Annotated in this window: 22 protein-coding genes and 1 pseudogene; 20 read left to right on the forward strand and 3 right to left on the reverse strand. The window is 58.4% G+C overall.

What is annotated here, in order from left to right:
• Window positions 1–64 precede the first annotated feature (64 nt).
• From inhA to HUW52_RS21685, 6 genes and pseudogenes are all read left to right on the forward strand, one after another.
• Window positions 65–751 carry an isonitrile hydratase gene (gene inhA / locus HUW52_RS21665; RefSeq protein WP_175554875.1) on the forward strand — a complete coding sequence of 229 codons (687 nt, stop codon included), beginning with the start codon at window positions 65–67 and terminating at the stop codon, window positions 749–751.
• Window positions 752–1,004: 253 nt separating this feature from the next.
• Window positions 1,005–1,796 carry a CPBP family intramembrane glutamic endopeptidase gene (locus HUW52_RS21670; protein WP_016983501.1) on the forward strand — a complete coding sequence of 264 codons (792 nt, stop codon included), beginning with the start codon at window positions 1,005–1,007 and terminating at the stop codon, window positions 1,794–1,796.
• 102 nt (window positions 1,797–1,898) lie between these two features.
• Entirely contained in the window at window positions 1,899–3,464 is a 1,566-nt protein-coding gene (locus HUW52_RS21675; RefSeq protein ID WP_016983500.1) for a PAS domain-containing methyl-accepting chemotaxis protein, read from the forward strand.
• Window positions 3,465–4,028: 564 nt separating this feature from the next.
• Window positions 4,029–4,493, forward strand: a complete 465-nt coding sequence (locus HUW52_RS21680; protein ID WP_175554876.1) for a hypothetical protein — start codon at window positions 4,029–4,031, stop codon at window positions 4,491–4,493.
• A gap of 17 nt (window positions 4,494–4,510) precedes the next feature.
• Window positions 4,511–4,726 (forward strand): annotated as a pseudogene (locus HUW52_RS30445) (chemotaxis protein); the annotation flags it as partial.
• 312 nt (window positions 4,727–5,038) lie between these two features.
• The gene (locus HUW52_RS21685) at window positions 5,039–5,512 is read left to right on the forward strand and encodes a hypothetical protein (protein ID WP_110719734.1); all 474 of its coding nucleotides are present in this window, start codon (window positions 5,039–5,041) and stop codon (window positions 5,510–5,512) included.
• A 67-nt stretch (window positions 5,513–5,579) separates the two neighbouring features.
• On the opposite strand, the gene HUW52_RS21690 is transcribed toward HUW52_RS21685, so the two are convergent.
• Complete coding sequence (locus HUW52_RS21690) at window positions 5,580–5,945, reverse strand: DUF6124 family protein (RefSeq protein ID WP_175554877.1); 366 nt, start codon at window positions 5,943–5,945, stop codon at window positions 5,580–5,582.
• 1,106 nt (window positions 5,946–7,051) lie between these two features.
• Window positions 7,052–7,732 carry an alpha/beta family hydrolase gene (locus tag HUW52_RS21695; protein WP_016987594.1) on the reverse strand — a complete coding sequence of 227 codons (681 nt, stop codon included), beginning with the start codon at window positions 7,730–7,732 and terminating at the stop codon, window positions 7,052–7,054.
• Window positions 7,733–7,827: 95 nt separating this feature from the next.
• Here HUW52_RS21695 and ccoN (HUW52_RS21700) point away from each other — a divergent pair, with 95 nt between their 5' ends.
• The 8 genes from ccoN (HUW52_RS21700) (at window position 7,828) to ccoP (HUW52_RS21735) (ending at window position 14,728) form a co-directional block, all read left to right on the forward strand.
• Window positions 7,828–9,252, forward strand: a complete 1,425-nt coding sequence (gene ccoN, locus HUW52_RS21700; protein WP_008082029.1) for a cytochrome-c oxidase, cbb3-type subunit I — start codon at window positions 7,828–7,830, stop codon at window positions 9,250–9,252.
• Window positions 9,253–9,262: 10 nt separating this feature from the next.
• Complete coding sequence (ccoO, locus tag HUW52_RS21705) at window positions 9,263–9,871, forward strand: cytochrome-c oxidase, cbb3-type subunit II (protein ID WP_016987593.1); 609 nt, start codon at window positions 9,263–9,265, stop codon at window positions 9,869–9,871.
• Window positions 9,872–9,876: 5 nt separating this feature from the next.
• Complete coding sequence (locus HUW52_RS21710) at window positions 9,877–10,074, forward strand: cbb3-type cytochrome c oxidase subunit 3 (protein WP_038365514.1); 198 nt, start codon at window positions 9,877–9,879, stop codon at window positions 10,072–10,074.
• On the forward strand, window positions 10,071–11,024 hold the full coding sequence (ccoP, locus tag HUW52_RS21715) for a cytochrome-c oxidase, cbb3-type subunit III (protein WP_175554878.1): 954 nt from the start codon (window positions 10,071–10,073) through the stop codon (window positions 11,022–11,024). The genes HUW52_RS21710 and ccoP (HUW52_RS21715) overlap by 4 nt, the downstream gene beginning before the upstream one ends.
• Window positions 11,025–11,506: 482 nt before the next feature.
• Entirely contained in the window at window positions 11,507–12,949 is a 1,443-nt protein-coding gene (gene ccoN / locus HUW52_RS21720; RefSeq protein ID WP_034152833.1) for a cytochrome-c oxidase, cbb3-type subunit I, read from the forward strand.
• Window positions 12,949–13,557, forward strand: a complete 609-nt coding sequence (gene ccoO, locus HUW52_RS21725; protein ID WP_007917161.1) for a cytochrome-c oxidase, cbb3-type subunit II — start codon at window positions 12,949–12,951, stop codon at window positions 13,555–13,557. The genes ccoN (HUW52_RS21720) and ccoO (HUW52_RS21725) overlap by 1 nt, the downstream gene beginning before the upstream one ends.
• 5 nt (window positions 13,558–13,562) lie before the next feature.
• Window positions 13,563–13,748 carry a CcoQ/FixQ family Cbb3-type cytochrome c oxidase assembly chaperone gene (locus HUW52_RS21730; protein WP_003175465.1) on the forward strand — a complete coding sequence of 62 codons (186 nt, stop codon included), beginning with the start codon at window positions 13,563–13,565 and terminating at the stop codon, window positions 13,746–13,748.
• Entirely contained in the window at window positions 13,745–14,728 is a 984-nt protein-coding gene (gene ccoP / locus HUW52_RS21735) for a cytochrome-c oxidase, cbb3-type subunit III (RefSeq protein ID WP_007917163.1), read from the forward strand. The genes HUW52_RS21730 and ccoP (HUW52_RS21735) overlap by 4 nt, the downstream gene beginning before the upstream one ends.
• 236 nt (window positions 14,729–14,964) lie before the next feature.
• Here the strand turns inward: ccoP (HUW52_RS21735) and HUW52_RS21740 are convergent, their stop codons facing one another.
• A complete protein-coding gene (locus HUW52_RS21740) occupies window positions 14,965–15,969 on the reverse strand; it encodes a metallophosphoesterase (RefSeq protein WP_175555721.1) in 1,005 nt (334 codons plus the stop codon).
• A 300-nt stretch (window positions 15,970–16,269) separates the two neighbouring features.
• Between HUW52_RS21740 and HUW52_RS21745 the strand changes: the two genes are divergently transcribed.
• The 6 genes from HUW52_RS21745 (at window position 16,270) to HUW52_RS21770 (ending at window position 22,202) form a co-directional block, all read left to right on the forward strand.
• On the forward strand, window positions 16,270–16,446 hold the full coding sequence (locus HUW52_RS21745; protein ID WP_175554879.1) for a hypothetical protein: 177 nt from the start codon (window positions 16,270–16,272) through the stop codon (window positions 16,444–16,446).
• Between the two features lie 234 nt (window positions 16,447–16,680).
• Window positions 16,681–18,096, forward strand: coding sequence for a cytochrome c oxidase accessory protein CcoG (gene ccoG / locus HUW52_RS21750; RefSeq protein WP_175554880.1), 1,416 nt, complete (start codon window positions 16,681–16,683; stop codon window positions 18,094–18,096).
• Window positions 18,097–18,107: 11 nt separating this feature from the next.
• On the forward strand, window positions 18,108–18,647 hold the full coding sequence (locus HUW52_RS21755) for a FixH family protein (protein WP_110719742.1): 540 nt from the start codon (window positions 18,108–18,110) through the stop codon (window positions 18,645–18,647).
• Window positions 18,648–18,838: 191 nt separating this feature from the next.
• Window positions 18,839–21,289, forward strand: coding sequence for a heavy metal translocating P-type ATPase (locus HUW52_RS21760; RefSeq protein WP_175554881.1), 2,451 nt, complete (start codon window positions 18,839–18,841; stop codon window positions 21,287–21,289).
• A 24-nt stretch (window positions 21,290–21,313) separates the two neighbouring features.
• Window positions 21,314–21,526: a cbb3-type cytochrome oxidase assembly protein CcoS gene (ccoS, locus tag HUW52_RS21765; protein WP_016984738.1), complete on the forward strand. Its 213-nt coding sequence runs from the start codon at window positions 21,314–21,316 to the stop codon at window positions 21,524–21,526.
• Window positions 21,519–22,202, forward strand: coding sequence for a sulfite exporter TauE/SafE family protein (locus HUW52_RS21770; protein ID WP_016984739.1), 684 nt, complete (start codon window positions 21,519–21,521; stop codon window positions 22,200–22,202). Before ccoS ends, HUW52_RS21770 begins: the two co-directional genes overlap by 8 nt.
• Window positions 22,203–22,294: the final 92 nt, after the last annotated feature.

Genomic DNA, 22,294 nt, shown 5'->3' on the forward strand with positions numbered 1-22,294 from the left:
CGTATGCGCCAGAACCTACGCGCCTACAGTGAAGCCGTCCACCCCTTTTCATGGAGCAAGAACGATGACGCTGCAGATCGGTTTTCTGTTGTTTCCACAGGTTCAGCAACTCGACCTGACCGGCCCTTATGACGTGCTTGCCTCGTTGCCGGACGTGCAGGTGCATCTGATCTGGAAAGATCTGATGCCGGTCACCGCCAGTACCGGGCTGCTGCTGAAACCGACCACCACGTTCGAGGATTGCCCGGATCTGGATGTGATCTGCATCCCCGGAGGTGGTGGCGTCGGAGCGTTGATGGAAGACGAGGTAACGCTGGCCTTCATCAAGCGTCAGGCTGCTCAGGCGAAGTACGTGACATCGGTGTGCACCGGTTCGCTGGTGCTCGGCGCGGCGGGCTTGCTGCAAGGCAAACGCGCGACCACGCATTGGGCGTATCACGATCTGCTGCCGACGCTGGGGGCGATTGCGGTGAAGGATCGGGTGGTGCGTGACGGCAATCTGTTTACCGGTGGCGGGATTACGGCGGGGATCGATTTTGCCTTGGTCTTGGCTGAAGAGCTGGTGGGTGCCGACGCGGCGCAACTGATCCAGTTGCAATTGGAATATGCCCCGGCGCCGCCGTTCAATTCCGGCAGCCCGGAGACTGCGCCGGGAGCGGTTGTCGATGAGGCGCGTTTGCGTGCAGCGCCATCGCTGAAGCTGCGCACGGAAATTACCGAGCGTGCTGCCGCCAAACTTAACCTGCACTGATTTCCAGCCATCCACAAAACCCTTGCTGGAATACTAATCCCCTGTGGGAGCGAGCTTGCTCGCGAATGCGGTGTATCAGTCGAAACAACTATTGCCTGTCACACCGCTTTCGCGAGCAAGCTCGCTCCCACATTGGGATTTATGTTTGGCCAACGGTATCGGAGCTGTCCCGCTTTACCGCCACACCTTCACTTGTCCCCACGCCCCCACCCGTGTAGAAAGCCCTTCCACAAAACTTGCACAGGGACTTTCGATGAAGGCTTTGCCATGGCTCTATCTGGCGCTTCTCAGCCTCGGTTATGGATGGGCGCTGAGCTACGGCCACCTCGGCTGGCTGGCGCTGATTTCCATTGGGCTGCTGGTATTCGCAGGCTTTGCCGTGCGCCAACAACAGGTGCCGGTCGCGCGTTTTCTTGGTCATGGGCTGTTCATCGTGCTGGCTTTGGCACTGGCACTGCACTGGCTACCGGGTTTCGCCAACGGTCGCGCCCTTGACCCGCAACGTTTCACCGACGACGCCGTGCCGTTCTCGATGTACCTCAATCTCGACAAACCGCTGATTGGCTTCTGGCTGCTGCTGGCATGCCCGTGGATTGTCGCGCGGCGGTCGTTGCGCCTGAGCGTCTACGCCACCGCCCTCGCCCTGACGCTGAGCGCGGTTCTGGCCCTCGGTGGCGCGCTGTTGCTGGGTGTGATTGCCTGGGCGCCGAAGTGGCCGGATCAAGCGTGGCTCTGGGTGCTGAACAACCTGCTGCTGGTGACCTTGGTCGAAGAAGCGCTGTTTCGCGGCTATATACAGGGCGGCCTCAGCCAGCGTTTCAAACATCTGCCTTACGGTGAAAACCTCGCCCTGCTGCTGGCCTCGTTGCTGTTTGGTCTGGTGCATGTCGGTGCCGGCTGGACCTGGGTGTTGCTGGCAGGGCTGGCGGGGGTCGGCTATGGTCTGGCCTATCGTTTTGGCGGGCTCGGCGCGGCGATCGCCACGCATTTCGGCCTGAACCTGCTGCATTTCGGTTTGTTCACCTATCCGATGCTCGCCGGCTGAAGCAAGCGCCGTTTTGCGACGCCGTGCTGATTATTGAAAAAAAATTTCAATAAAAAGCTGTCACCGCCGACAACCTTTCAAAGCCTTGCGGATTGAAAAACCATGCGTAACAACCAGCCCATTACACAACGCGAACGGACTTTCCCGGCTCAGCAGCGGTTGATCTCCACAACTGATGCCAAGGGCGTGATCACCTACTGCAACGACGCTTTCGTCGAGATCAGCGGGTTTTCGCGTGAAGAACTGATCCGTGCGCCGCACAACCTGGTCCGTCACCCCGACGTCCCGGCTGCGGTGTTTTCGCACATGTGGGGCACATTGAAACAAGGCTTGCCATGGATGGGCATTGTCAAGAATCGCTGCAAGACCGGTGACCACTACTGGGTTAACGCCTATGTCACACCGGTGTTCGACGGCAATCAGGTGGTCGGTTACGAGTCAGTGCGGGTCAAACCCACTGCCGAACAGATCCGCCGTGCCGAAGCGCTCTATCAACGCATCAACCAGGGCAAGTCGGCGATCCCTTCCACTGATAAATGGCTGCCGGTGTTGCAGGACTGGCTGCCGTTCATTCTGGTCAGCCAGTTGAGTTTCATGATCGGCGCGACCCTGAACTCGCAGTGGGGTTTTGCCCTCGCCGCCGGTCTGTCGGTGCCATTGGGCCTGATGGGCCTGCAATGGCAGCAACGCGGGCTAAAACGCCTGCTGCGTCTGGCCGAACAGACCACTTCCGACCCGTTGATCGCGCAGATGTACACCGACAGCCGTGGCGCCCAGGCGCGTCTGGAAATGTCGATTCTCAGCCAGGAAGCACGCCTGAAAACCTGCCTGACCCGTCTGCAGGACACCGCCGAACACCTGACCGATCAGGCCAAGCAGTCCGACGCCCTGGCGCACAACAGCTCCACCGGTCTGGAACGTCAGCGCGTGGAAACCGAACAGGTCGCCACCGCCGTCAACCAAATGGCCGCCACTACTCAGGAAGTGGCGAGCCACGTGCAGCGCACCGCTGACGCCACTCAGGAAGCCAATCGCCTGACCGGTCGCGGCCGTGACATCGCCGGGGAAACCCGCGAAGCCATTCAGCGTTTGTCCGTAGTGGTCGGTGAAACCGGTCTGACCGTGACCCAACTGGCCAAGGACAGCGACGAAATCGGCGGCGTGGTTGATGTGATCAAAGGCATCGCCGACCAGACCAACCTGCTGGCACTGAACGCTGCGATCGAAGCGGCACGTGCCGGTGAAATGGGCCGTGGTTTTGCCGTGGTGGCTGACGAAGTCCGTCAACTGGCGCAACGCACCAGCGAATCGACCGGGCAGATTCACGCCCTGATCGCCAAGTTGCAGCAGACGGCTTCGAGTGCCGTGCAAACCATGGAAGCCGGGCATCGTCAGGCGGAAGAAGGTGTGGCGCGGGTGCTGGAAGCGGATCAGGCGTTGGTCGGGATCAGTGAAGCGGTGGCCAACATCACCGACATGACCACGCAGATTGCTGCCGCGACCGAAGAGCAAAGTGCGGTGGCTGAAGAGATCAGCCGCAACATCAGCAATATTTCGGAGTTGGCGGATCAGACGTCGGAACAGGCGCATAACTCGGCATTGTTGAGTGAAGAGCTGACGAAAACGGCTAATACGCAGTACTCGTTAGTGGAGCGGTTTAACCGCTGATTGAACTGGCGATAACAAAAAACCCGGAGAGCGAGAGCTTCCGGGTTTTTGTTGCCTGTCTGAAACAGATGTTGTTTGGCAGGCCGCTTTCGCGAGCAGGCTCGCTCCCACATTGGAACTGCTCGGGACCACAGTTTTGTGTCCGACGACAATCCCCTGTGTGCGAGCCTGCTCGCGAAGAGGCCATAACAGCCAGCGAAACTACTGCGGCAACTTCAGCTTATCCAGCAGTCGATTGAGCAACAGTTCGTTCAGCATGGGCGTATGAAAGCGACTCGCCCGACCAGCAGGGTTTCGTCCTCCAGCGTTGGGTCGACGAGGTAGACGGGACAAATTTGGATGAGCTTGGCGGGGCCGCCAGGTATTCGGGTTTGAGGTAGTACCAGAGCGCGATCAGTTGCTACTTCACCTTTTGCGCGGGACCTAGCCTCTTCTTAAAAATTCGACTTAACACAAGAGATCAAAAAGCAACTGTCAACTCTGACAGTTATCTTTTTTCTGCTGTTGCCCCACTCTGTCCCTTTATATCGGCAGAAGCTGATGAACCACGGTTAGGGACTAACAATGCGCACTCTTCACAATCGTCTGTTAGCAGCAACAAGAACAAACCGTCTATCGGGCCCGGAGGACATTTTCAAATGGCGCTTTGACTCAAGTTCAGCGTGGATAGAAGCGACCACGGCGTCACTGCAACTTATCCACGCTTCACCGGGACGGAAGTATTGGGCATGGGATGCCTGGAACGGTTCGCATGATACAGGGGACCTTTTCCTTTACTCATTCACGCTTGATTACGTTAATGAATCCATTATCGATGGCACATTCGGCCTGGGAGACCAAGGGCTAACATTTTCACACTGTTTTTTGACCAGTGATGGTGGCTTCACGTGCATTAAAGCGCACTCAGCTTCCGTAACCATCACACTTGATCCGGTCAGCGGAACCAGCACGGGTAAATTTAAAGCCACATTCAATGTCGATCCCAAGACCCCCAACGGCGAATTCAAGCTGACAAGGAGCGCATCGTAAGTAGCCGATACACATGATCCCCAACCGCCAGCCACATCAGTTCGATGTTCGGCGACAAACCTCTACCGGAAGAGCAAAGTCCAGTGGCTGACGAGATCAGCAGATACGTCAGCAGTATTTCGAAACTGGCAGATTAGACGTCGGAACAGGCGCATAACTTGGCGTTGTTGAGTGAAGAGCTGACGAAGACGGCGAATACGCAGTGTTTGTCGGTAAAGCGGTTTAACCGCTAAAAATAAAAACTCGCAGCCTGTGCCAGCTCCGGCACCGATCCCTGTAAGAGCTGCCGCAGGATGCGATCTTTTGATCTTGTTCTTGATTAAAAAACCCGGACTGCGAAAGCTTCCGGGTTTTTTATTGCAGGTCGGAAATGGATGGCGCCAAAGCCGGAATTCGCTAACGACCTTGGTTTGCCTACGCATCCACATTTACACGACGCTGTCTAGCTGTCAGGTTTTACAGTAGACGCGTGTTCATTAAAGAACCTTCAATGGCACCCAGGTGTTCTCACCTGTCTTTGTTTACACACGGAGAAGGATTTCATCATGAGCGCGAAGTGCATTTTCATCACGAAGCAAAACAGTTTCCAGCCCGCCACCAATGATTTTCACTGGAGTTTCGGGGCTGAGCCCATCAACGCTCAACACAGCTCGTTCGACTACAGCGTCTTTCCGCCTACCGGAGAAGAAAGTTGGGTCTTTGCCGGTTCGACCGGATCGTTGGACGAAGAAAACTACTTTAGCTTTCTTCTGAGCGTGCCTTATCTCGATGAAGATTTGATGGAATACACCTACAAACTGAATGACGGTAAGGGGTTGCATGTTGCCCATATCCATTCGATACCTGCCCCACCGGGTTTCACGGGATTCGCAACTGTCGATGCCGACGACGCGGAACTTACAATCAGACTGGACCGGACAACAAGCACCGTCACCGGTGACTTCACCGCAACGTTCAAATCCGAAGGTTATCGTTTGTGGCCGAACGGAACGTTCAAACTGACAAGAACTGATCAGTGAATCAGCATTAGGCGGTACGGCCTCTTTGCGATGAACGGGGCAAACGCCCCACTCATCGGCTTCACAACTACTGCGGCAACTTCAGCTTATCCAGCAGTCGATTGACCAACAGTTCGTTGAGCATGATCACCTGTTGCAGCGCCAGCAGCGGTTTACGCTCCGGGCCGCCGATTGAGTTGGCGATATTGCCGGCCATGGCATGGGCGTATGAAAGCGATTCGCTCGCCTCGACCAGCAGGGTTTCGTCATCCAGCGTGGGGTCTACGAGATAGACGGGGCGAAACCTGGGCGGGTTTGGCGGAGCACCCAGAGCTTCGGGTCGGAGGTAGTAGTCGAGGGCGCGATCAGTCGCTTCTTTTGTCTTTTGAGACTCAAGCGCTGGGTCGTGAGGGGTTGGGTCTGTGCCCGGAGGGTTTGGCGTGGCTTTGAACATAAATATCTAATTCCTGAACAAGGGCCGCGACCGTTCTCTACTAAAAGAAGGGTGGCGGCTGTGCGCAGGTTAGTAGACCGGAGGAATTAGCAAGACCGGCGCGCTCGAAAGCGCCCTGAGCACAGCCACCATTGAGTACAGGCAGATGCGCCTGACTTAATGGGACATATGCACTTACTAAAACCATACGGGCTACTAAACCCGACCACTGATGGGCAGTGGCAGGCAAACGATATAGCCCGCGCTATGGTCGTGTAAGCAGGCGGATTCTGGCGTACGCGTAGGTAACGGCGCAAGGTGTTGTAGGGCTCGCGGGGTAACGGGTTGTGTAATTTAAACGTGCTCATAAAATCATGTTTACGCACAGGAAATGCCGGACAGAGAGCGGTTCCAGTTTTTATCGTGTCAGCGAAATAGCCCCTCACCCTAGCCCTCTCCCGGAGGGAGAGGGGACTGACCGAGGTGTTTGGGCGAGGTACGCCGACGTGAAATACCGGGGCGAACTCAGATTCTGAAACAGATCAAAAGCCCCTCACCCTAACCCTCTCCCAGAGGGAGAGGGGACTGATCGAGGTGTTTGGGCAAGGTACGCCGACGTGCGATACCGAGTTGAACTCAGATTCTGAAAAGCTCAAAAATCGGCTCCCTCTCCCTCCGGGAGAGGGCTGGGGTGAGGGGAAAATCCACCACAACACTAAAGCCGAACATCCGCTCTTCACCACTCAATAGGCCGAGTGTCAGCTCGCCTGCTTTTGATCCTGATCCACCGGCGACGTCGGAAGGCTGAGTGGAGGGATTGATCCGGGCGTGGGAGCGTAGCGACCGTTTGGCGCTGCGCCCGGATCGATCCCGCAGCGAAGGAACCCCGAGCCCCAGCGAGCGGGCCGCACGTAGGAGCAAGCCTTTTTGGTTACTTTTTCGGCGTTTGGAAAAAGTGACCCGCCGTAAGGGCGGAACCCTAAGTGGCCGTTACCGCAGCAATGGATATGTACCCAAAAAATATGTCGTAGCTGAAATCGATCCCCCTCACCCCAGCCCTCTCCCCCAAGGGGGCGAGGGGAAAGGGAGCAGATCTTCATGCAGTTCAAAATTTCAGCCCAGCTCGGTCAGTTGCTGAGAAACTCGGCTACTTTCTGCGCGGCGCTGGCCAAATGCTGTTCATGGGTAAAACCTGAAGCCTTGAGCGGTTTCAAATCATGATCCCCGGCCACCAGCCAAAAAACCTTGATACTCGGCGATAACGTATACGCCTCAACCGCCTCCCGATTGCCCAGCGCATCCCGCTCGCCTTGCACAATCAACGTCCGCGTCTTCAAACCAGCCAAATGCTCAACCCGAGGTTTCTCTGGTTTACCCACTGCATAAAACGGATAGCCCAAACACACCAACGCATCGGCACCCAATTCGTCAGCCAAAAGACTAGCCATCCGCCCGCCCATGGACTTGCCGCCAACGGCCAAAACCCCAGTGACATGACGCCGCACCTCGGCATAAACCTCACGCCAACATTCCTGCAGTTTCGCAGCAGGATTCGGCGGCCGCTTCACCCCATCCACCCGCCGCTGCGCCATATACGGAAACTCAAACCGCAACACGTTCACACCCAGTGCAGCAAGGCGCCGAGCCATATCGTTCATCCAGTCACTGTCCATCGGCGCACCAGCACCGTGGGCAAGGATCAACGTCGCGAAAGTCTCACCACTGGCGGCATCCCAAAGCCATCCATGATCGAGCACGCACTGCGCCCATTGATCCCCGTCAATACTGGCCTTGTGCTGTTTGTCCATGCTTGCCTCGCTTTTAGTCTGCCTATAACTCCAGACGAAGGATTCGCCGCGTGTCTTGCGCGCGCTCACTTCGGCTGAACCGTGGATGGGGAACCATGAACACTTCTATCAGTACCGCCTACAACTACAAGGTGGTCCGCCAATTCGCCATTATGACGGTGGTGTGGGGCATCGTCGGCATGGGGCTCGGGGTTTTTCTCGCGGCCCAATTGGTCTGGCCCGAACTCAACTTCAATTTGCCCTGGACCAGTTTCGGCCGCCTGCGCCCGCTGCACACCAACGCGGTGATCTTCGCGTTCGGTGGCTGTGCGCTGTTCGCCAGTTCGTTCTACTCGGTGCAACGTACCTGCCAGACGCAATTGTTTGCACCGAAAATCGCCGCGTTCTGCTTCTGGGGCTGGCAGTTGGTAATCCTGCTGGCGGCGATCAGCCTGCCACTGGGTTACACCAGTTCCAAGGAGTACGCTGAGCTGGAATGGCCGATCGACATCCTGATCACCATCGTCTGGGTCGCCTACGCCATCGTGTTCTTCGGCACGATCATGCAGCGCAAGACCAAACACATTTATGTGGGCAACTGGTTCTTCGGCGCGTTCATCATCACCGTGGCGATTCTGCACATCGTCAACAACCTTGAGTTGCCAGTGAGTTTCACCAAGTCCTACTCGGTGTACGCCGGTGCAACCGACGCGATGGTGCAATGGTGGTACGGCCACAACGCCGTAGGCTTTTTCCTCACCGCCGGTTTCCTCGGGATGATGTACTACTTCGTGCCGAAACAGGCCGAGCGTCCGGTGTATTCGTATCGTCTGTCGATCGTGCACTTCTGGGCGCTGATCACCCTGTACATCTGGGCCGGCCCGCACCACTTGCACTACACCGCGCTGCCGGACTGGGCACAGTCGCTGGGCATGGTGATGTCGCTGATCCTGCTGGCACCGAGCTGGGGCGGCATGATCAACGGCATGATGACCCTCTCGGGCGCCTGGCATAAGTTGCGCAGCGACCCGATCCTGCGCTTCCTCGTGGTCTCGCTGGCGTTCTACGGCATGTCGACCTTTGAAGGTCCGATGATGGCGATCAAGACCGTCAACGCCCTCTCCCACTACACCGACTGGACCATTGGTCACGTACACGCTGGCGCCCTCGGTTGGGTGGCGATGATTTCCATCGGCGCGCTGTACCACATGATCCCGAAAATCTTCGGCAAGGCGCAGATGCACAGCGTCGGCTTGATCAACGCGCACTTCTGGCTCGCGACCATCGGCACCGTGCTCTACATCGCTTCGATGTGGGTCAACGGCATCGCCCAGGGCCTGATGTGGCGCGCGGTGAACGAGGACGGCACGCTGACCTACTCCTTCGTCGAAACCCTGGTGGCCAGCCACCCAGGCTTCGTCGTGCGGCTGATTGGTGGGGCGATCTTCCTCAGCGGCATGTTCCTGATGGCTTACAACACCTGGCGCACCGTGCGGGCCTCGCAGCCTGCTGACGTCGTCGCTGCCGCGCAGATGGCCTGAGGAGTCCGCCATGAAACACGAAACGATTGAAAAGAACGTCGGCCTGTTGATGTTGCTCATGGTGTTTGCCGTGAGCATCGGCGGCCTGACCCAGATCGTCCCGCTGTTCTTCCAGGACGTCACCAACAAACCGGTGGAAGGCATGAAGCCCTACACCGCGCTGCAACTGGAAGGCCGCGACATCTATATCCGCGAAGGCTGCGTCGGTTGCCACTCGCAGATGATCCGGCCGTTCCGCGCCGAAACCGAGCGTTACGGGCACTACTCGGTCGCCGGTGAGAGCGTCTGGGATCACCCGTTCCTCTGGGGCTCGAAACGTACCGGTCCGGATCTGGCCCGGGTCGGCGCGCGTTACTCGGATGACTGGCACCGCGCGCACTTGTACAACCCGCGCAACGTCGTACCGGAATCGAAAATGCCGGCCTATCCGTGGCTGGTCACTCAAGCGGTCGACAGCAGCCACACCGAAACCAAGCTCAAGACCATGCGCACCCTCGGCGTGCCGTACACCGACGAAGACATCAGCGGCGCAGTGGCCAGCCTCAAGGGCAAGACCGAAATGGACGCCCTCGTCTCCTACCTGCAAGTGCTCGGCACTGCGATCAAGAGCAAGAGGTGAGCACGATGATCATTGAAATGAGTGCAGGCCTGATTCGCGGCCTCGGCACGGTCGTGGTGTTCGTCGCCTTCGTGGGTTTGACCTTGTGGGTGTTCAACCGCAAGCGCACGCCGGAATTCGCCGAAGCGCGCTTGCTGCCGTTCGCCGACGAACCACAACCCGACACTACCCAAGCACCTGAAACAAGGAGTACCCGGCCATGACCACCTTCTGGAGTACGTGGATCTGCGTACTGACCATCGGCAGCCTGATCGGCCTGACGTGGCTGCTGATCGGCACCCGCCGGGGCGAAACCAAGGGCAGCGTCGACCAGACCATGGGCCACAGCTTCGACGGCATCGAGGAATACGACAACCCGCTGCCGCAGTGGTGGTTCATGCTGTTCGCCGGCACGTTGGTGTTTTCCGTGGGCTATCTGATTCTGTATCCGGGTCTGGGCAACTGGAAAGGCATCCTGCCCGGTTACGAGGATGGCTGGACTGGCGTGCACGAGTGGGAAAAGGAAATGAACAAGGCTGATGCCAAGTTCGGGCCGATCTTCGCCAAGTTTGCCGCCATGCCGGTGGAAGAAGTGGCGAAGGATCCACAGGCGCTGAAAATGGGTGGCCGCTTGTTCGCTTCCAACTGCTCGGTGTGCCACGGTTCCGATGCCAAAGGCGCGTTCGGTTTCCCTAACCTTGCCGACAGCGACTGGCGCTGGGGCGGCGACGCCGACACCATCAAAACCACCATCATGGGTGGCCGGATGGCGGCGATGCCAGCCTGGGGCGAAGTGTTGGGCGAGGCCGGGGTGAAAAACGTGGCCGCTTATGTGCGTCACGAACTGGCCGGTCTGCCATTGCCCCCCGACAGCAAGGCTGACCTGCAAGCCGGACAGCAGGCGTTCAGCACTACGTGCGTTGCCTGTCATGGGGCAACCGGCCACGGCACTGAAGCCATGGGTGCGCCGAATCTGACGCACCCGGCCGGGTTTATCTATGGCACCAGCCTGACTCAGCTTGAGCAAACCATTCGCCACGGTCGTCAGGGTCATATGCCGGCGCAGAACGAGTTGTTAGGTAACGATAAAGTGCAATTGCTGGCAGCTTATGTGTACAGCCTGTCGCACGTATTGAATACAGAAAAACTGATTACCGAAGACAACAAGAAGTAATCATTGCATACACCCATGCCGCACCATTCTCGGTGCGGCAGCATCCAGCCCCTTTGCGACGCATTGTCGCACCCCTTCACACCCTCTCCTTTCGGTTCCCCGGATTCGGGTCTACGCTTGCTCGATGCGGACTGGCTTGCGCCGGTTCCAGGTCAACGCTAACTGCTGTGTTCCGCGAACCGGCTGACTGATGTGGCCGCAAACGCCGGTAGATACCGGCTGTCGTGCCATTTACCGTCCGTCACCCGAACCGAGCGTTTGAACACACCCCGTTACAAGCGACCTGAACCCCTCGCTTTTTTCGTCCGCTGCGACATTTTGTCCGAGGCCGATTTTGTCCTTACGCGCCGCATGGAAAGGCCGCAGAATCAGCGTTGGAAAGCATTGACCCAGGTCATGGCGCGTTGCAATGACCCCCTGCTCTCTGCATACTTGCGGCCGATTTTAATCCTAATAAAACACCCAAACCGTGGAACCTTAGAATGAGCACAGCAATCAGTCCGACTGCTTATAACTATAAGGTAGTCCGCCAGTTCGCCATCATGACGGTGGTCTGGGGGATCCTTGGCATGGGGCTCGGTGTCTTCATCGCCTCGCAACTGGTCTGGCCGGAGTTGAACTTCGGTCTGCCGTGGACGAGCTTTGGACGCTTGCGCCCGTTGCACACAAACCTGGTGATTTTCGCCTTCGGTGGTTGTGCACTGTTTGCCACTTCCTACTATGTCGTGCAGCGAACCTGCCAGACGCGACTGATTTCCGACAGCCTCGCGGCCTTCACCTTCTGGGGCTGGCAAGCGGTGATCGTCGGCGCAATCATTACCTTGCCGCTGGGTTACACCACCACCAAGGAATACGCGGAACTGGAATGGCCGATCGCCATTTTGCTGGCCATTGTCTGGGTCACCTACGGTCTGGTGTTCTTCGGCACCATCACCAAGCGCAAAACCAAGCACATCTATGTCGGTAACTGGTTCTATGGTGCGTTCATCGTCGTCACGGCGATGCTGCACATCGTCAACCACATGTCGCTGCCGGTGAACCTGTTCAAGTCCTACTCCGCCTACTCCGGCGCGACCGACGCAATGATCCAGTGGTGGTACGGCCACAACGCCGTAGGCTTCTTCCTCACCACCGGCTTCCTCGGAATGATGTACTACTTCGTGCCGAAACAGGCCGAACGTCCGATCTACTCCTATCGCCTGTCGATCGTGCACTTCTGGGCACTGATCACCCTGTACATCTGGGCCGGCCCGCACCACCTGCACTACACCGCACTGCCGGATTGGGCACAATCGCTGGGCATGGCGATGTCGATCATCCTCCTGGCACCAAGCTGGGGCGGTATGATCAACGGCATGATGACCCTGTCGGGCGCCTGGCATAAGCTGCGCACCGACCCGATCCTGCGCTTCCTCGTGGTCTCGCTGGCGTTCTACGGCATGTCGACCTTCGAAGGCCCGATGATGGCGATCAAGACCGTCAACTCGCTCTCGCACTACACCGACTGGACCATCGGCCACGTACACGCCGGCGCTCTCGGCTGGGTAGCGATGATCTCGATCGGCGCGATCTACCACATGATCCCGCGTCTGTTCGGCCGTGCGCAGATGCACAGTGTCGGCCTGATCAACGCGCACTTCTGGCTCGCGACCATCGGCACCGTGCTGTACATCGCGTCGATGTGGGTCAACGGCATCACTCAGGGCCTGATGTGGCGTGCGATCAACGACGACGGCACCCTCACCTACTCGTTCGTTGAAGCGCTGCAAGCCAGCCACCCGGGCTACATCGTCCGTGCGCTGGGCGGTGCATTCTTCGCCAGCGGCATGTTCCTGATGGCTTACAACGTCTGGCGCACCGTGCGCGCCTCGAACCCGGTTGAAGCTGAAGCCGCTGCCCAGATCGCTGTCGTTGGAGCTCACTGATGAAGCATGAAGCTGTCGAGAAGAATATTGGCCTGCTGGCCTTCTTCATGGTCATCGCCGTCAGCGTTGGCGGCCTGACCCAAATCGTTCCGCTGTTTTTCCAGGACGTCACCAACAAGCCGGTCGAAGGCATGAAGCCGCGTTCGGCGCTGGAACTGGAAGGCCGCGACGTCTACATCGCCAACGGCTGTGTCGGCTGCCACTCGCAGATGATCCGTCCGTTCCGCGCTGAAACCGAACGCTATGGCCACTACTCGGTGGCCGGTGAAAGCGTCTGGGATCACCCGTTCCTGTGGGGTTCCAAGCGTACCGGGCCGGATCTGGCCCGTGTCGGTGGTCGTTACTCCGATGACTGGCAACGTGCGCACTTGTACAACCCGCGCAACGTAGTGCCTGAGTCGAAAATGCCGGCTTACCCGTTCCTCGTGGAAAACAAGCTCGACGGCAAGGAAACCGCCAAGAAAATGGAGGTTTTGCGCACCCTCGGCGTCCCTTACACCGACGAAGACATCGCCGGTGCACAGGATGCCGTGAAGGGCAAAACCGAAATGGACGCGCTGGTGGCCTATCTGCAAGGCCTGGGCACCATCATCAAAAGCAAACGGTGATCTAGATGGATATCGGGATGATTCGTGGCCTGGGCACCGTTGTCGTGATGGTGGCCTTCATCGGTCTGGCGTTGTGGGTGTTCAGCCCCAAGCGCAAGTCGGAGTTTGAAGACGCGACCTTGTTGCCTTTTGCGGATGATCCCGAAGCCATCAAGCACGTCGAGCAAGCTTCTAGGAGTAACAAAGAATGACTACATTCTGGAGTCTGTACGTCACAGTCCTCAGTCTCGGTACGATCTTCGCCCTGACCTGGCTGCTGCTGTCGACCCGCAAGGGCCAGCGCAGCGAGCAGACGGACGAGACGGTCGGGCACTCCTTCGACGGGATCGAGGAGTACGACAACCCACTGCCGAAATGGTGGTTCATGCTGTTTGTCGGCACGATCATTTTTGCCTTGGGTTACCTGGTGCTGTACCCGGGCCTGGGCAACTGGAAAGGCCTGCTGCCGGGCTACAACTACCTCGATAACGACAAGCAGACCGCGTTCGCCAACGGCCAGACCGGCTGGACCGGCGTGCACGAGTGGGAAAAGGAAATGGCCCGTTCGGACGCCAAGTTCGGTCCGATCTTCGCCAAGTTCGCCGCCATGCCCATCGAAGAAGTCGCCAAGGATCCACAAGCGCTGAAAATGGGTGGCCGTCTGTTCGCCTCCAACTGCTCGGTGTGCCACGGTTCCGACGCCAAGGGTGCTTACGGCTTCCCTAACCTGACCGACGCCGACTGGCGCTGGGGCGGCGAGCCGGAAACCATCAAGACCACCATCATGGGCGGTCGTCACGCGGTGATGCCGGCCTGGGCTGAAGTGATTGGTGAGCAAGGCGTTGCCGACGTCGCGGCATTCGTCGTGACCAACCTCGATGGCCGCAAACTGCCGGAAGGCACCAAGGCTGATCCGGCCAACGGTGGCAAACTGTTCGCCGCCAACTGCGTGGCTTGCCACGGGCCGGCCGGCAAAGGCACCCCCGCCATGGGCGCGCCTGATCTGACCCACCCGGGTGCGTTCATCTACGGTTCGAGCTTCGCGCAACTGCAGCAGACCATCCGTTACGGCCGTCAGGGCCAGATGCCTGCGCAGGAACAACTGCAAGGCAACGACAAGGTTCACCTGCTAGCGGCGTATGTTTACAGCCTGTCCCACGGTGAAAAAGCACCGGAAGCGAACGCCGAGTAAGGCCGACGCTCCCGACAAAAAACGGCCCCGCCAATTCTCTTTGGCGGGGCCGTTTTGTTTTAACGCATTCGCATCGACAATGGGAACGCTTGCTGCACTGCAAAGGTTGCCGGAGTGCAACTGTCGCCACTCGCCGCACTCGCCTGTCGTCTCACGCACCCGGTCGCGAAAAGGCACCACCGACGGCACGTTCGACACAAGACAAAAAAACCTCGCCGAACTCCACGAGCCCGCTTTCAGGGACGATTGGCCCAAATGGATTGCACCGGAACGGTGTCGATCAACTCGCGGTTTCGCCATTGATTGTTCTTCACCAGATAAATCTGCAACTGCTTGCGATCTTCAGTAAAACTGGTGATCAGGTAAGTTTGTTGAGAAGTGGCGCCACTCAGGTACATCGGCACATTCCCCAACCAATACGAACTACCGCCATCCTTGTGCAGATGACCGGCAAATACTGCGGTGACCTTATAGGTCTTGAGCATTTCGATAAAGCGCTTCTGCTGGCTGGGACTGCCCTTCATCTCAAACGGTTTGTGCATATTGATGATGATGGCGTGACCCTGAACTCTCGCCAAGCGAAGATCCTTCTCGAGCCAGTCCAGTGCACTGTTTATTTCGAACGTCGTCGGATTCAAAAAATGAGCTATCCGGGCTGTGTAAGTCGGCTCATTATTGAGTTGAACCAAATGGACGTCACCGATAGTCTTTGAATAAGCAAGACTCCCCGAATAAAGTCTATTGACCACACTACCACTAATCGTCAGATCAAAATTATCCACCTTGCCTTCATGATACTCTTTGAATTGGACAATACTCCCCGCCGCACAACTATTACTGAAGCAGTCATCTACATTATTTTCATAATCATGATTGCCCAGGCCATATAGATAATTCGTGCCGAAGTGCCGCTTCAATGCCGCCGCCATATAGTCACGCTGCCAGCCATGGCCGAAAGCAGTGATATCGCCATTGATCATCAAAGGGATAGTCGACTGCGATCCATTACGAGTTCGAAAGTCTGCAATACTTGCCAGTTGACTTTCTACCAGCCACTTCGAACGCGTGGTGAACTCCTCATCGGATTCAGGTGTTCTGCTGTCCGTCTTGTCTGTCCAGGGATATTGTGTGTCCGATGCGAACACCATGTGCTTCGGTGCATCAGGCACTGCATGGGCCATGAAAACCGAAAACAATAAAAACGCACCCACAAACAAACTTGCCACTTTATTATTAGCCATCATATAACACTTCCATTTAGTCGAATAAACTGACGACCTCGCGCCGTCAACTTTCACGCTATTCGAAAACCTTATAATCCTCAAACATACAGCGCAGATTAATTAATTTATTTTATTTCCAGACCAACATCATCCCACTTGCAAAGCGCAACTACGGTTAACTTCCTCCTTACACAAGACGCTCATAAAATGAGACGAATGCCCGCTAGACTCGACTTTCAGCGAGCAGTAACTTTTATTGGCGCCTGACGCACATTGTCAGAGCGCCTCATACATCAATAGATTCCAAGGAAGATAACCATGCGAGAAGCTGATCATGATTGTGTGCAATCCCATGAGGATTTCACCTATGTCAACTCTGACACCGACCCCTTCAATACGCAGCACCAGGGCAGTGATGACGCCACAACCGTCGACGTGGCCAAAAAAAACCCCGAAAGCGGGCTCGACAGTCTCGGCGGCGGACGGCTGATCTGAACAAGGCAGGGACTCGCTCGTCAGAGCGAGTCTCATGCATCGTCTATAGTCAATTGATCTGGATCATGACTTGTTCCATCTGCTACACCATTTACACCCTTCCCCCAACGCGACCAAAGGTCGCACCCGTTCGTCGGCGTGACAGGCGTATCATTGCGCCACTGCAACGCCCCTTTTTGACCTTGGTTGGCACGTATCGACCGAGGCATTTTTCCACTGCCGTGGGATGCAATGATGAGCAACCAGATTCCGGTACACGACGTCACACCACCGAGCAAAAACGCGAACAACAGCGTTGATCTTTACGCCTCTCGAGAAAAAATCTACACCCGCGCTTTCACTGGCTTGTTCCGCAATCTGCGGATGATGGGCGGTGCCGTATTGTTCCTGCTGTATTTCGGTACGGTGTGGCTGAACTGGGGCGGCCATCAGGCCGTGTGGTGGAACCTGCCGGAACGCAAGTTCTTCATCTTCGGCGCGACCTTCTGGCCGCAGGATTTCATTCTGCTTTCAGGCCTGTTGATCATTGCCGCGTTCGGCCTGTTCTTCATCACCGTGTATGCCGGCCGGGTCTGGTGCGGTTACACCTGTCCGCAAAGTGTGTGGACGTGGATTTTCATGTGGTGCGAGAAGGTCACCGAAGGCGACCGCAACCAGCGCATCAAGCTCGACAAGGCGCCGATGAGCGCCAACAAGTTTCTGCGCAAAGCCGCCAAGCACTCTATGTGGCTGCTGATCGGTTTCGTCACTGGCATGACCTTCGTCGGCTACTTCTCGCCGATCCGCGAACTGGTCTTTGAGTTCTTCACAGGGCAAGCCGATGGCTGGTCGTATTTCTGGGTCGGCTTCTTCACCCTCGCCACTTACGGTAACGCCGGTTGGTTGCGCGAGCAGGTGTGCATTTACATGTGCCCGTACGCACGCTTCCAGAGCGTGATGTTCGACAAGGACACGCTGATTGTTTCCTACGACCCGCGTCGCGGTGAAAGCCGTGGCCCACGCAAGAAAGGTATCGATTACAAAGCGCAGGGCCTCGGTGATTGCATCGATTGCACGATGTGCGTGCAGGTCTGCCCGACCGGCATCGACATCCGCGATGGCCTGCAAATCGAGTGCATCGGCTGCGCCGCGTGCATCGACGCCTGCGACAGCATCATGGACAAGATGGATTACCCGCGCGGCCTGATCAGCTACACCACCGAGCACAACCTGTCCGGGCAGAAAACCCATAAACTGCGGCCGCGCCTGATCGGTTATGCCGTGGTGCTGCTGGCGATGATCAGCCTGTTGGTCACCGCGTTCGTCATGCGCTCGCTGGTCGGTTTCGACGTCAGCAAGGACCGCGTGCTGTACCGCGAAAACGCCGAAGGCCGGATCGAAAACGTCTACAGCCTGAAAATCATGAACAAGGATCAGCGCGACCACACTTACGTGCTGGAAGCCGCCGGCCTGCCCGACCTGCGCCTGCAAGGCAAACGCGAGATCAAAGTCGCGGCCGGCGACATCGTCAGCATGCCGGTCGAGTTGTCGAGCGCCCCGGAACAACTGCCGTCGAGCACCAACGAGGTGAAATTCATCCTCAAGGATGCCGATGACGACAGCGTCCACGTTGAAGCCAAGAGCCGATTCATCGGCCCACAAATCCGTTGAGAGAACTGAACATGCCCGCAGCAAACGCCGCAAGTCCTTGGTACAAGCACCTTTGGCCTTGGATCATCATCGGGATTCTGGCCTGTTCGGTGACCCTGACCCTGTCGATGGTGACCATCGCGGTGAACAACCCGGACAACCTGGTCAACGACAACTACTACGAGGCGGGCAAAGGCATCAACCGTTCGCTGGACCGTGAATTGTTGGCGCAGAATCTGAAGATGCGTGCGGCTGTGCATCTTGATGGCGTCACTGGCGAGGTCGATCTGCGCTTGAGCGGTGACAGCCAACCGAAGACGCTGGAATTGAACCTGATCTCGCCGACTCAGCCGGAGAAGGATCGCAAGATCGTCCTGACCCGCAGCGAAAGCGAAACCGGCCGTTATATTGGTCAGTTGGGTGACAAGGTTGAAGGCCGTCGTTTTGTTGAACTGCTCGGCAGTCAGGATGACCATGTGTGGCGCATGTTCGAAGAAGAACTGGTCAGCCATGACAAGGATTTGCTGCTGGGTGATGAGCCGCTGCAAGGTGCCGAAGATCTGAAGAAGTAAACAACTTCAAAAGCCCCCTCACCCTAGCCCTCTCCCCCAGGAGAGGGAACTGATCGCGAGCGTTTGCACGTTTTGTGTATGACAGTGAAAATCCAGGCTCACACCGATCGGCTCCCTCTCCCTCCGGGAGAGGGCTGGGGTGAGGGCAAGCGGACAACTCCAATGCAAGGGCTTACCCCCTCAACGATGCCATGACCACCCCACTCCCCTGTTACCACTGCGCCCTGCCCGTCCCGACCGGTAGCCGCTTCACCGCTGTCGTGCTCGGGGAGTCCCGCGAGTTCTGCTGCCCGGGTTGTCAGGCCGTGGCCGAAGCCATCGTTGCCGGCGGACTGGAAAGCTATTACCAACACCGCAGCGAAGCTTCAGCCAATCCGCAAGCGCTGCCGGTGCAACTGACCGACGAACTGGCGCTGTACGACCGCGTCGATGTGCAGCAACCCTTCGTCCGTCACGAAGGCGATCTGGCCGAAACCACCCTGTTGATGGAAGGCATCAGTTGCGCCGCCTGCGGCTGGCTGATCGAGAAACACTTGCGCACGCTGCCCGCCGTGGCCGAAGCGCGACTGAACCTGTCCAACCATCGCTTGCACGTGAGCTGGGCCGACGCGCAATTACCGCTGAGCCAGATCCTCGCCGAACTGCGCCACATCGGTTACGCCGCCCATCCGTATCAGGCGGATCGCGCCAGCGAACAACTGGCCAGCGAAAACCGCCTGGCCCTGCGCCAGCTCGGCGTCGCCGGCCTGCTGTGGTTCCAGGCAATGATGGCGACCATGGCCACCTGGCCGGAATTCAATATCGACCTCAGCCCCGAGCTGCACACGATCCTGCGCTGGGTCGCGCTGTTTCTGACTACGCCGATCGTGTTCTACAGCTGCGCGCCGTTCTTCAAAGGCGCGATGCGCGATCTGCGCACGCGTCACCTGACCATGGATGTCTCGGTGTCGCTGGCGATCGGCAGCGCCTACATCGCCGGGATCTGGACGTCGATCACCGGTGTCGGCGAGTTGTATTTCGATGCGGTCGGGATGTTTGCGCTGTTCCTGCTCGCCGGGCGCTATCTGGAACGCCGCGCCCGCGAACGCACCGCCGCCGCCACGGCCCAGTTAGTGAATCTGTTGCCCGCCTCATGTCTGCGTCTGGACAACAACGGCCAGAGCGAGCGCATCCTGCTCAGCGAATTGCGCCTGGGCGACAAGATTCTGGTGCAAGCCGGATCGATCCTCCCGGCCGACGGCAAAATCATCGACGGCCAGTCGAGCATCGATGAATCGCTGCTCACCGGCGAGTACCTGCCGCAACCGCGCACCCGGGGCGATACGGTCACCGCCGGTACGCTCAACGTCGAAGGCGCATTGACCGTGGAGGTTCAGGCGCTGGGACAAGACACACGCCTGTCGGCCATCGTCCGTCTGCTCGATCGCGCCCAGGCGGAAAAACCGCGCCTGGCGGAAATCGCCGACCGCGCTGCGCAATGGTTCCTCCTGCTGTCGCTGATCGCCGCAGCGGCCATTGGCCTGTTGTGGTGGGAACTGGATTCGTCGCGCGCGTTCTGGATTGTCCTCGCCATGCTCGTTGCGACCTGCCCTTGCGCGCTATCGCTGGCGACGCCGACCGCGCTGACGGCCGCCACCGGCACCCTGCACAAACTCGGGTTGCTGCTGACGCGCGGGCATGTGCTGGAAGGTTTGAATCAGATCGACACAGTGATCTTCGACAAGACCGGCACCCTTACCGAAGGTCGACTGGTGCTGCGCTCGATTCGCCCTCTCGGCGCACAGGACAGCGATCAATGCCTGAGCCTCGCCGCCGCGCTGGAAAACCGTTCGGAACACCCGATTGCCCGTGCCTTTGGCCGTGCGCCGCTGGCTGCCGAAGAAGTCCACAGCACACCGGGGCTTGGCCTCGACGGGCTGGTTGGCGGACAGCGCCTGCGCATCGGCCAGGCGGAATTTGTCTGCGCCCTCAGCGGCACTGCAACACTGTCGATGCCGGATGAGGCCGGCCAATGGCTGCTGCTCGGCGACATTCAAGGGCCACTGGCGTGGTTCGTCCTCGACGACCGCTTGCGTGATGACGCCCCCGCGCTGCTCGCCGCGTGCAAGGCACGTGGCTGGCGTACGTTGCTGCTGTCCGGCGACAGTTCGCCGATGGTCGCCAGCGTCGCCGCCGAACTGGGCATCGACGAGGCCCGTGGCGGCTTGCGCCCGGACGACAAACTGCAAGTGTTGCAACAACTGCACAAGGAAGGCCGCAAGGTGCTGATGCTCGGTGACGGCGTCAACGACGTGCCGGTGCTGGCTGCCGCTGATATCAGCGTGGCCATGGGTTCAGCCACCGATCTGGCGAAAACCAGCGCCGATGCAGTGCTGCTGTCCAATCGCCTCGACGCCCTGGTCCAAGCCTTCTCGCTCGCGCGGCGCACCCGCCGGGTAATCATCGAGAACCTGCTGTGGGCGGCGCTGTACAATGGCCTCATGTTGCCGTTCGCCGCCCTCGGCTGGATCACTCCGGTGTGGGCCGCCGTCGGCATGTCGATCAGTTCGTTGACCGTGGTGCTCAATGCCCTGCGCCTGACTCGCCTGCCGAGTTCGCCGCCCGTCAGCACCCGGTCAGAAACCCGTCCGCTGCCGGCCTGAGCCGCGCGGGCGTCTGGAGTACAGATGCCAGCTCTCTACGTGATGATCCCGGCCGCCCTGCTGATCGTGGCCATCGCCGTTTACATCTTCTTCTGGGCAGTGGACAGCGGCCAGTACGACGACCTCGACGGTCCGGCGCACAGCATCCTCTTCGACGATCAGGATCCGAACCACACCGCAGCGGTGGACGAAGCCAACCCCAACAAACCGGACGACAAGGCCCCACCCCATGCTTGAACTGGCGCCCTTGCTGGTATCGGCATTGATCCTCGGTCTGCTCGGTGGCGGGCATTGTCTGGGCATGTGCGGCGGCTTGATGGGCGCGCTGACCCTGGCGATTCCCAAGGAACAGCGCAGTCGACGCTTTCGTTTGCTGCTGGCGTACAACCTGGGACGGATCCTCAGTTATGCCACCGCCGGATTGCTGATTGGCCTTGCAGGCTGGGCGGTGGCTAACAGTCCAGCCGCATTGTTCATGCGTGTGCTGGCCGGGTTGCTGCTGATCGCCATGGGTTTGTATCTGGCCGGATGGTGGAGCGGGCTGACGCGCATTGAAAGCCTCGGGCGCGGTCTGTGGCGTTACATTCAACCGGTCGCCAACCGCTTGCTGCCGGTGTCGAGTCTGCCTCGGGCGCTATTGCTTGGCGCATTGTGGGGCTGGCTGCCCTGTGGGCTGGTTTACAGCACGTTGCTGTGGTCGGCGAGTCAGGGCAATGCGCTGGACAGTGCATTGTTGATGCTTGCGTTTGGCCTCGGCACCTGGCCGGTGCTGCTCGCCACGGGCCTCGCGGCAGAACGCGTCACCGCCATTTTGCGCAAACGAAGTGTGCGCATGGCCGGTGGGTTGCTGGTAATTCTGTTTGGCATCTGGACATTGCCCGGGCCGCATCAGCATTGGTTGATGGGGCATTAGATCGGCGGCGCGGCCTTCGCGAGCAAGCTCGCTCCCACAGGGGATTTAAGGCGTACACAAAATCTGTGGGAGCGAGCTTGCTCGCGAAGAGG

Origin of the sequence: Pseudomonas sp. 43A (assembly GCF_013363935.1) — a bacterium.
Lineage (GTDB): Bacteria > Pseudomonadota > Gammaproteobacteria > Pseudomonadales > Pseudomonadaceae > Aquipseudomonas > Aquipseudomonas crudilactis.

Coding starts and splice junctions, on each gene's coding strand:
- inhA (WP_175554875.1), top strand. CDS start 65: ATGACGCTGCAGATCGGTTTTCTGTTGTTTCCACAGGTTCAGCAACTC.
- HUW52_RS21670 (WP_016983501.1), top strand. CDS start 1,005: ATGAAGGCTTTGCCATGGCTCTATCTGGCGCTTCTCAGCCTCGGTTAT.
- HUW52_RS21675 (WP_016983500.1), top strand. CDS start 1,899: ATGCGTAACAACCAGCCCATTACACAACGCGAACGGACTTTCCCGGCT.
- HUW52_RS21680 (WP_175554876.1), top strand. CDS start 4,029: ATGCGCACTCTTCACAATCGTCTGTTAGCAGCAACAAGAACAAACCGT.
- HUW52_RS21685 (WP_110719734.1), top strand. CDS start 5,039: ATGAGCGCGAAGTGCATTTTCATCACGAAGCAAAACAGTTTCCAGCCC.
- HUW52_RS21690 (WP_175554877.1), bottom strand. CDS start 5,945: ATGTTCAAAGCCACGCCAAACCCTCCGGGCACAGACCCAACCCCTCAC.
- HUW52_RS21695 (WP_016987594.1), bottom strand. CDS start 7,732: ATGGACAAACAGCACAAGGCCAGTATTGACGGGGATCAATGGGCGCAG.
- ccoN (WP_008082029.1), top strand. CDS start 7,828: ATGAACACTTCTATCAGTACCGCCTACAACTACAAGGTGGTCCGCCAA.
- ccoO (WP_016987593.1), top strand. CDS start 9,263: ATGAAACACGAAACGATTGAAAAGAACGTCGGCCTGTTGATGTTGCTC.
- HUW52_RS21710 (WP_038365514.1), top strand. CDS start 9,877: ATGATCATTGAAATGAGTGCAGGCCTGATTCGCGGCCTCGGCACGGTC.
- ccoP (WP_175554878.1), top strand. CDS start 10,071: ATGACCACCTTCTGGAGTACGTGGATCTGCGTACTGACCATCGGCAGC.
- ccoN (WP_034152833.1), top strand. CDS start 11,507: ATGAGCACAGCAATCAGTCCGACTGCTTATAACTATAAGGTAGTCCGC.
- ccoO (WP_007917161.1), top strand. CDS start 12,949: ATGAAGCATGAAGCTGTCGAGAAGAATATTGGCCTGCTGGCCTTCTTC.
- HUW52_RS21730 (WP_003175465.1), top strand. CDS start 13,563: ATGGATATCGGGATGATTCGTGGCCTGGGCACCGTTGTCGTGATGGTG.
- ccoP (WP_007917163.1), top strand. CDS start 13,745: ATGACTACATTCTGGAGTCTGTACGTCACAGTCCTCAGTCTCGGTACG.
- HUW52_RS21740 (WP_175555721.1), bottom strand. CDS start 15,969: ATGGCTAATAATAAAGTGGCAAGTTTGTTTGTGGGTGCGTTTTTATTG.
- HUW52_RS21745 (WP_175554879.1), top strand. CDS start 16,270: ATGCGAGAAGCTGATCATGATTGTGTGCAATCCCATGAGGATTTCACC.
- ccoG (WP_175554880.1), top strand. CDS start 16,681: ATGAGCAACCAGATTCCGGTACACGACGTCACACCACCGAGCAAAAAC.
- HUW52_RS21755 (WP_110719742.1), top strand. CDS start 18,108: ATGCCCGCAGCAAACGCCGCAAGTCCTTGGTACAAGCACCTTTGGCCT.
- HUW52_RS21760 (WP_175554881.1), top strand. CDS start 18,839: ATGACCACCCCACTCCCCTGTTACCACTGCGCCCTGCCCGTCCCGACC.
- ccoS (WP_016984738.1), top strand. CDS start 21,314: ATGCCAGCTCTCTACGTGATGATCCCGGCCGCCCTGCTGATCGTGGCC.
- HUW52_RS21770 (WP_016984739.1), top strand. CDS start 21,519: ATGCTTGAACTGGCGCCCTTGCTGGTATCGGCATTGATCCTCGGTCTG.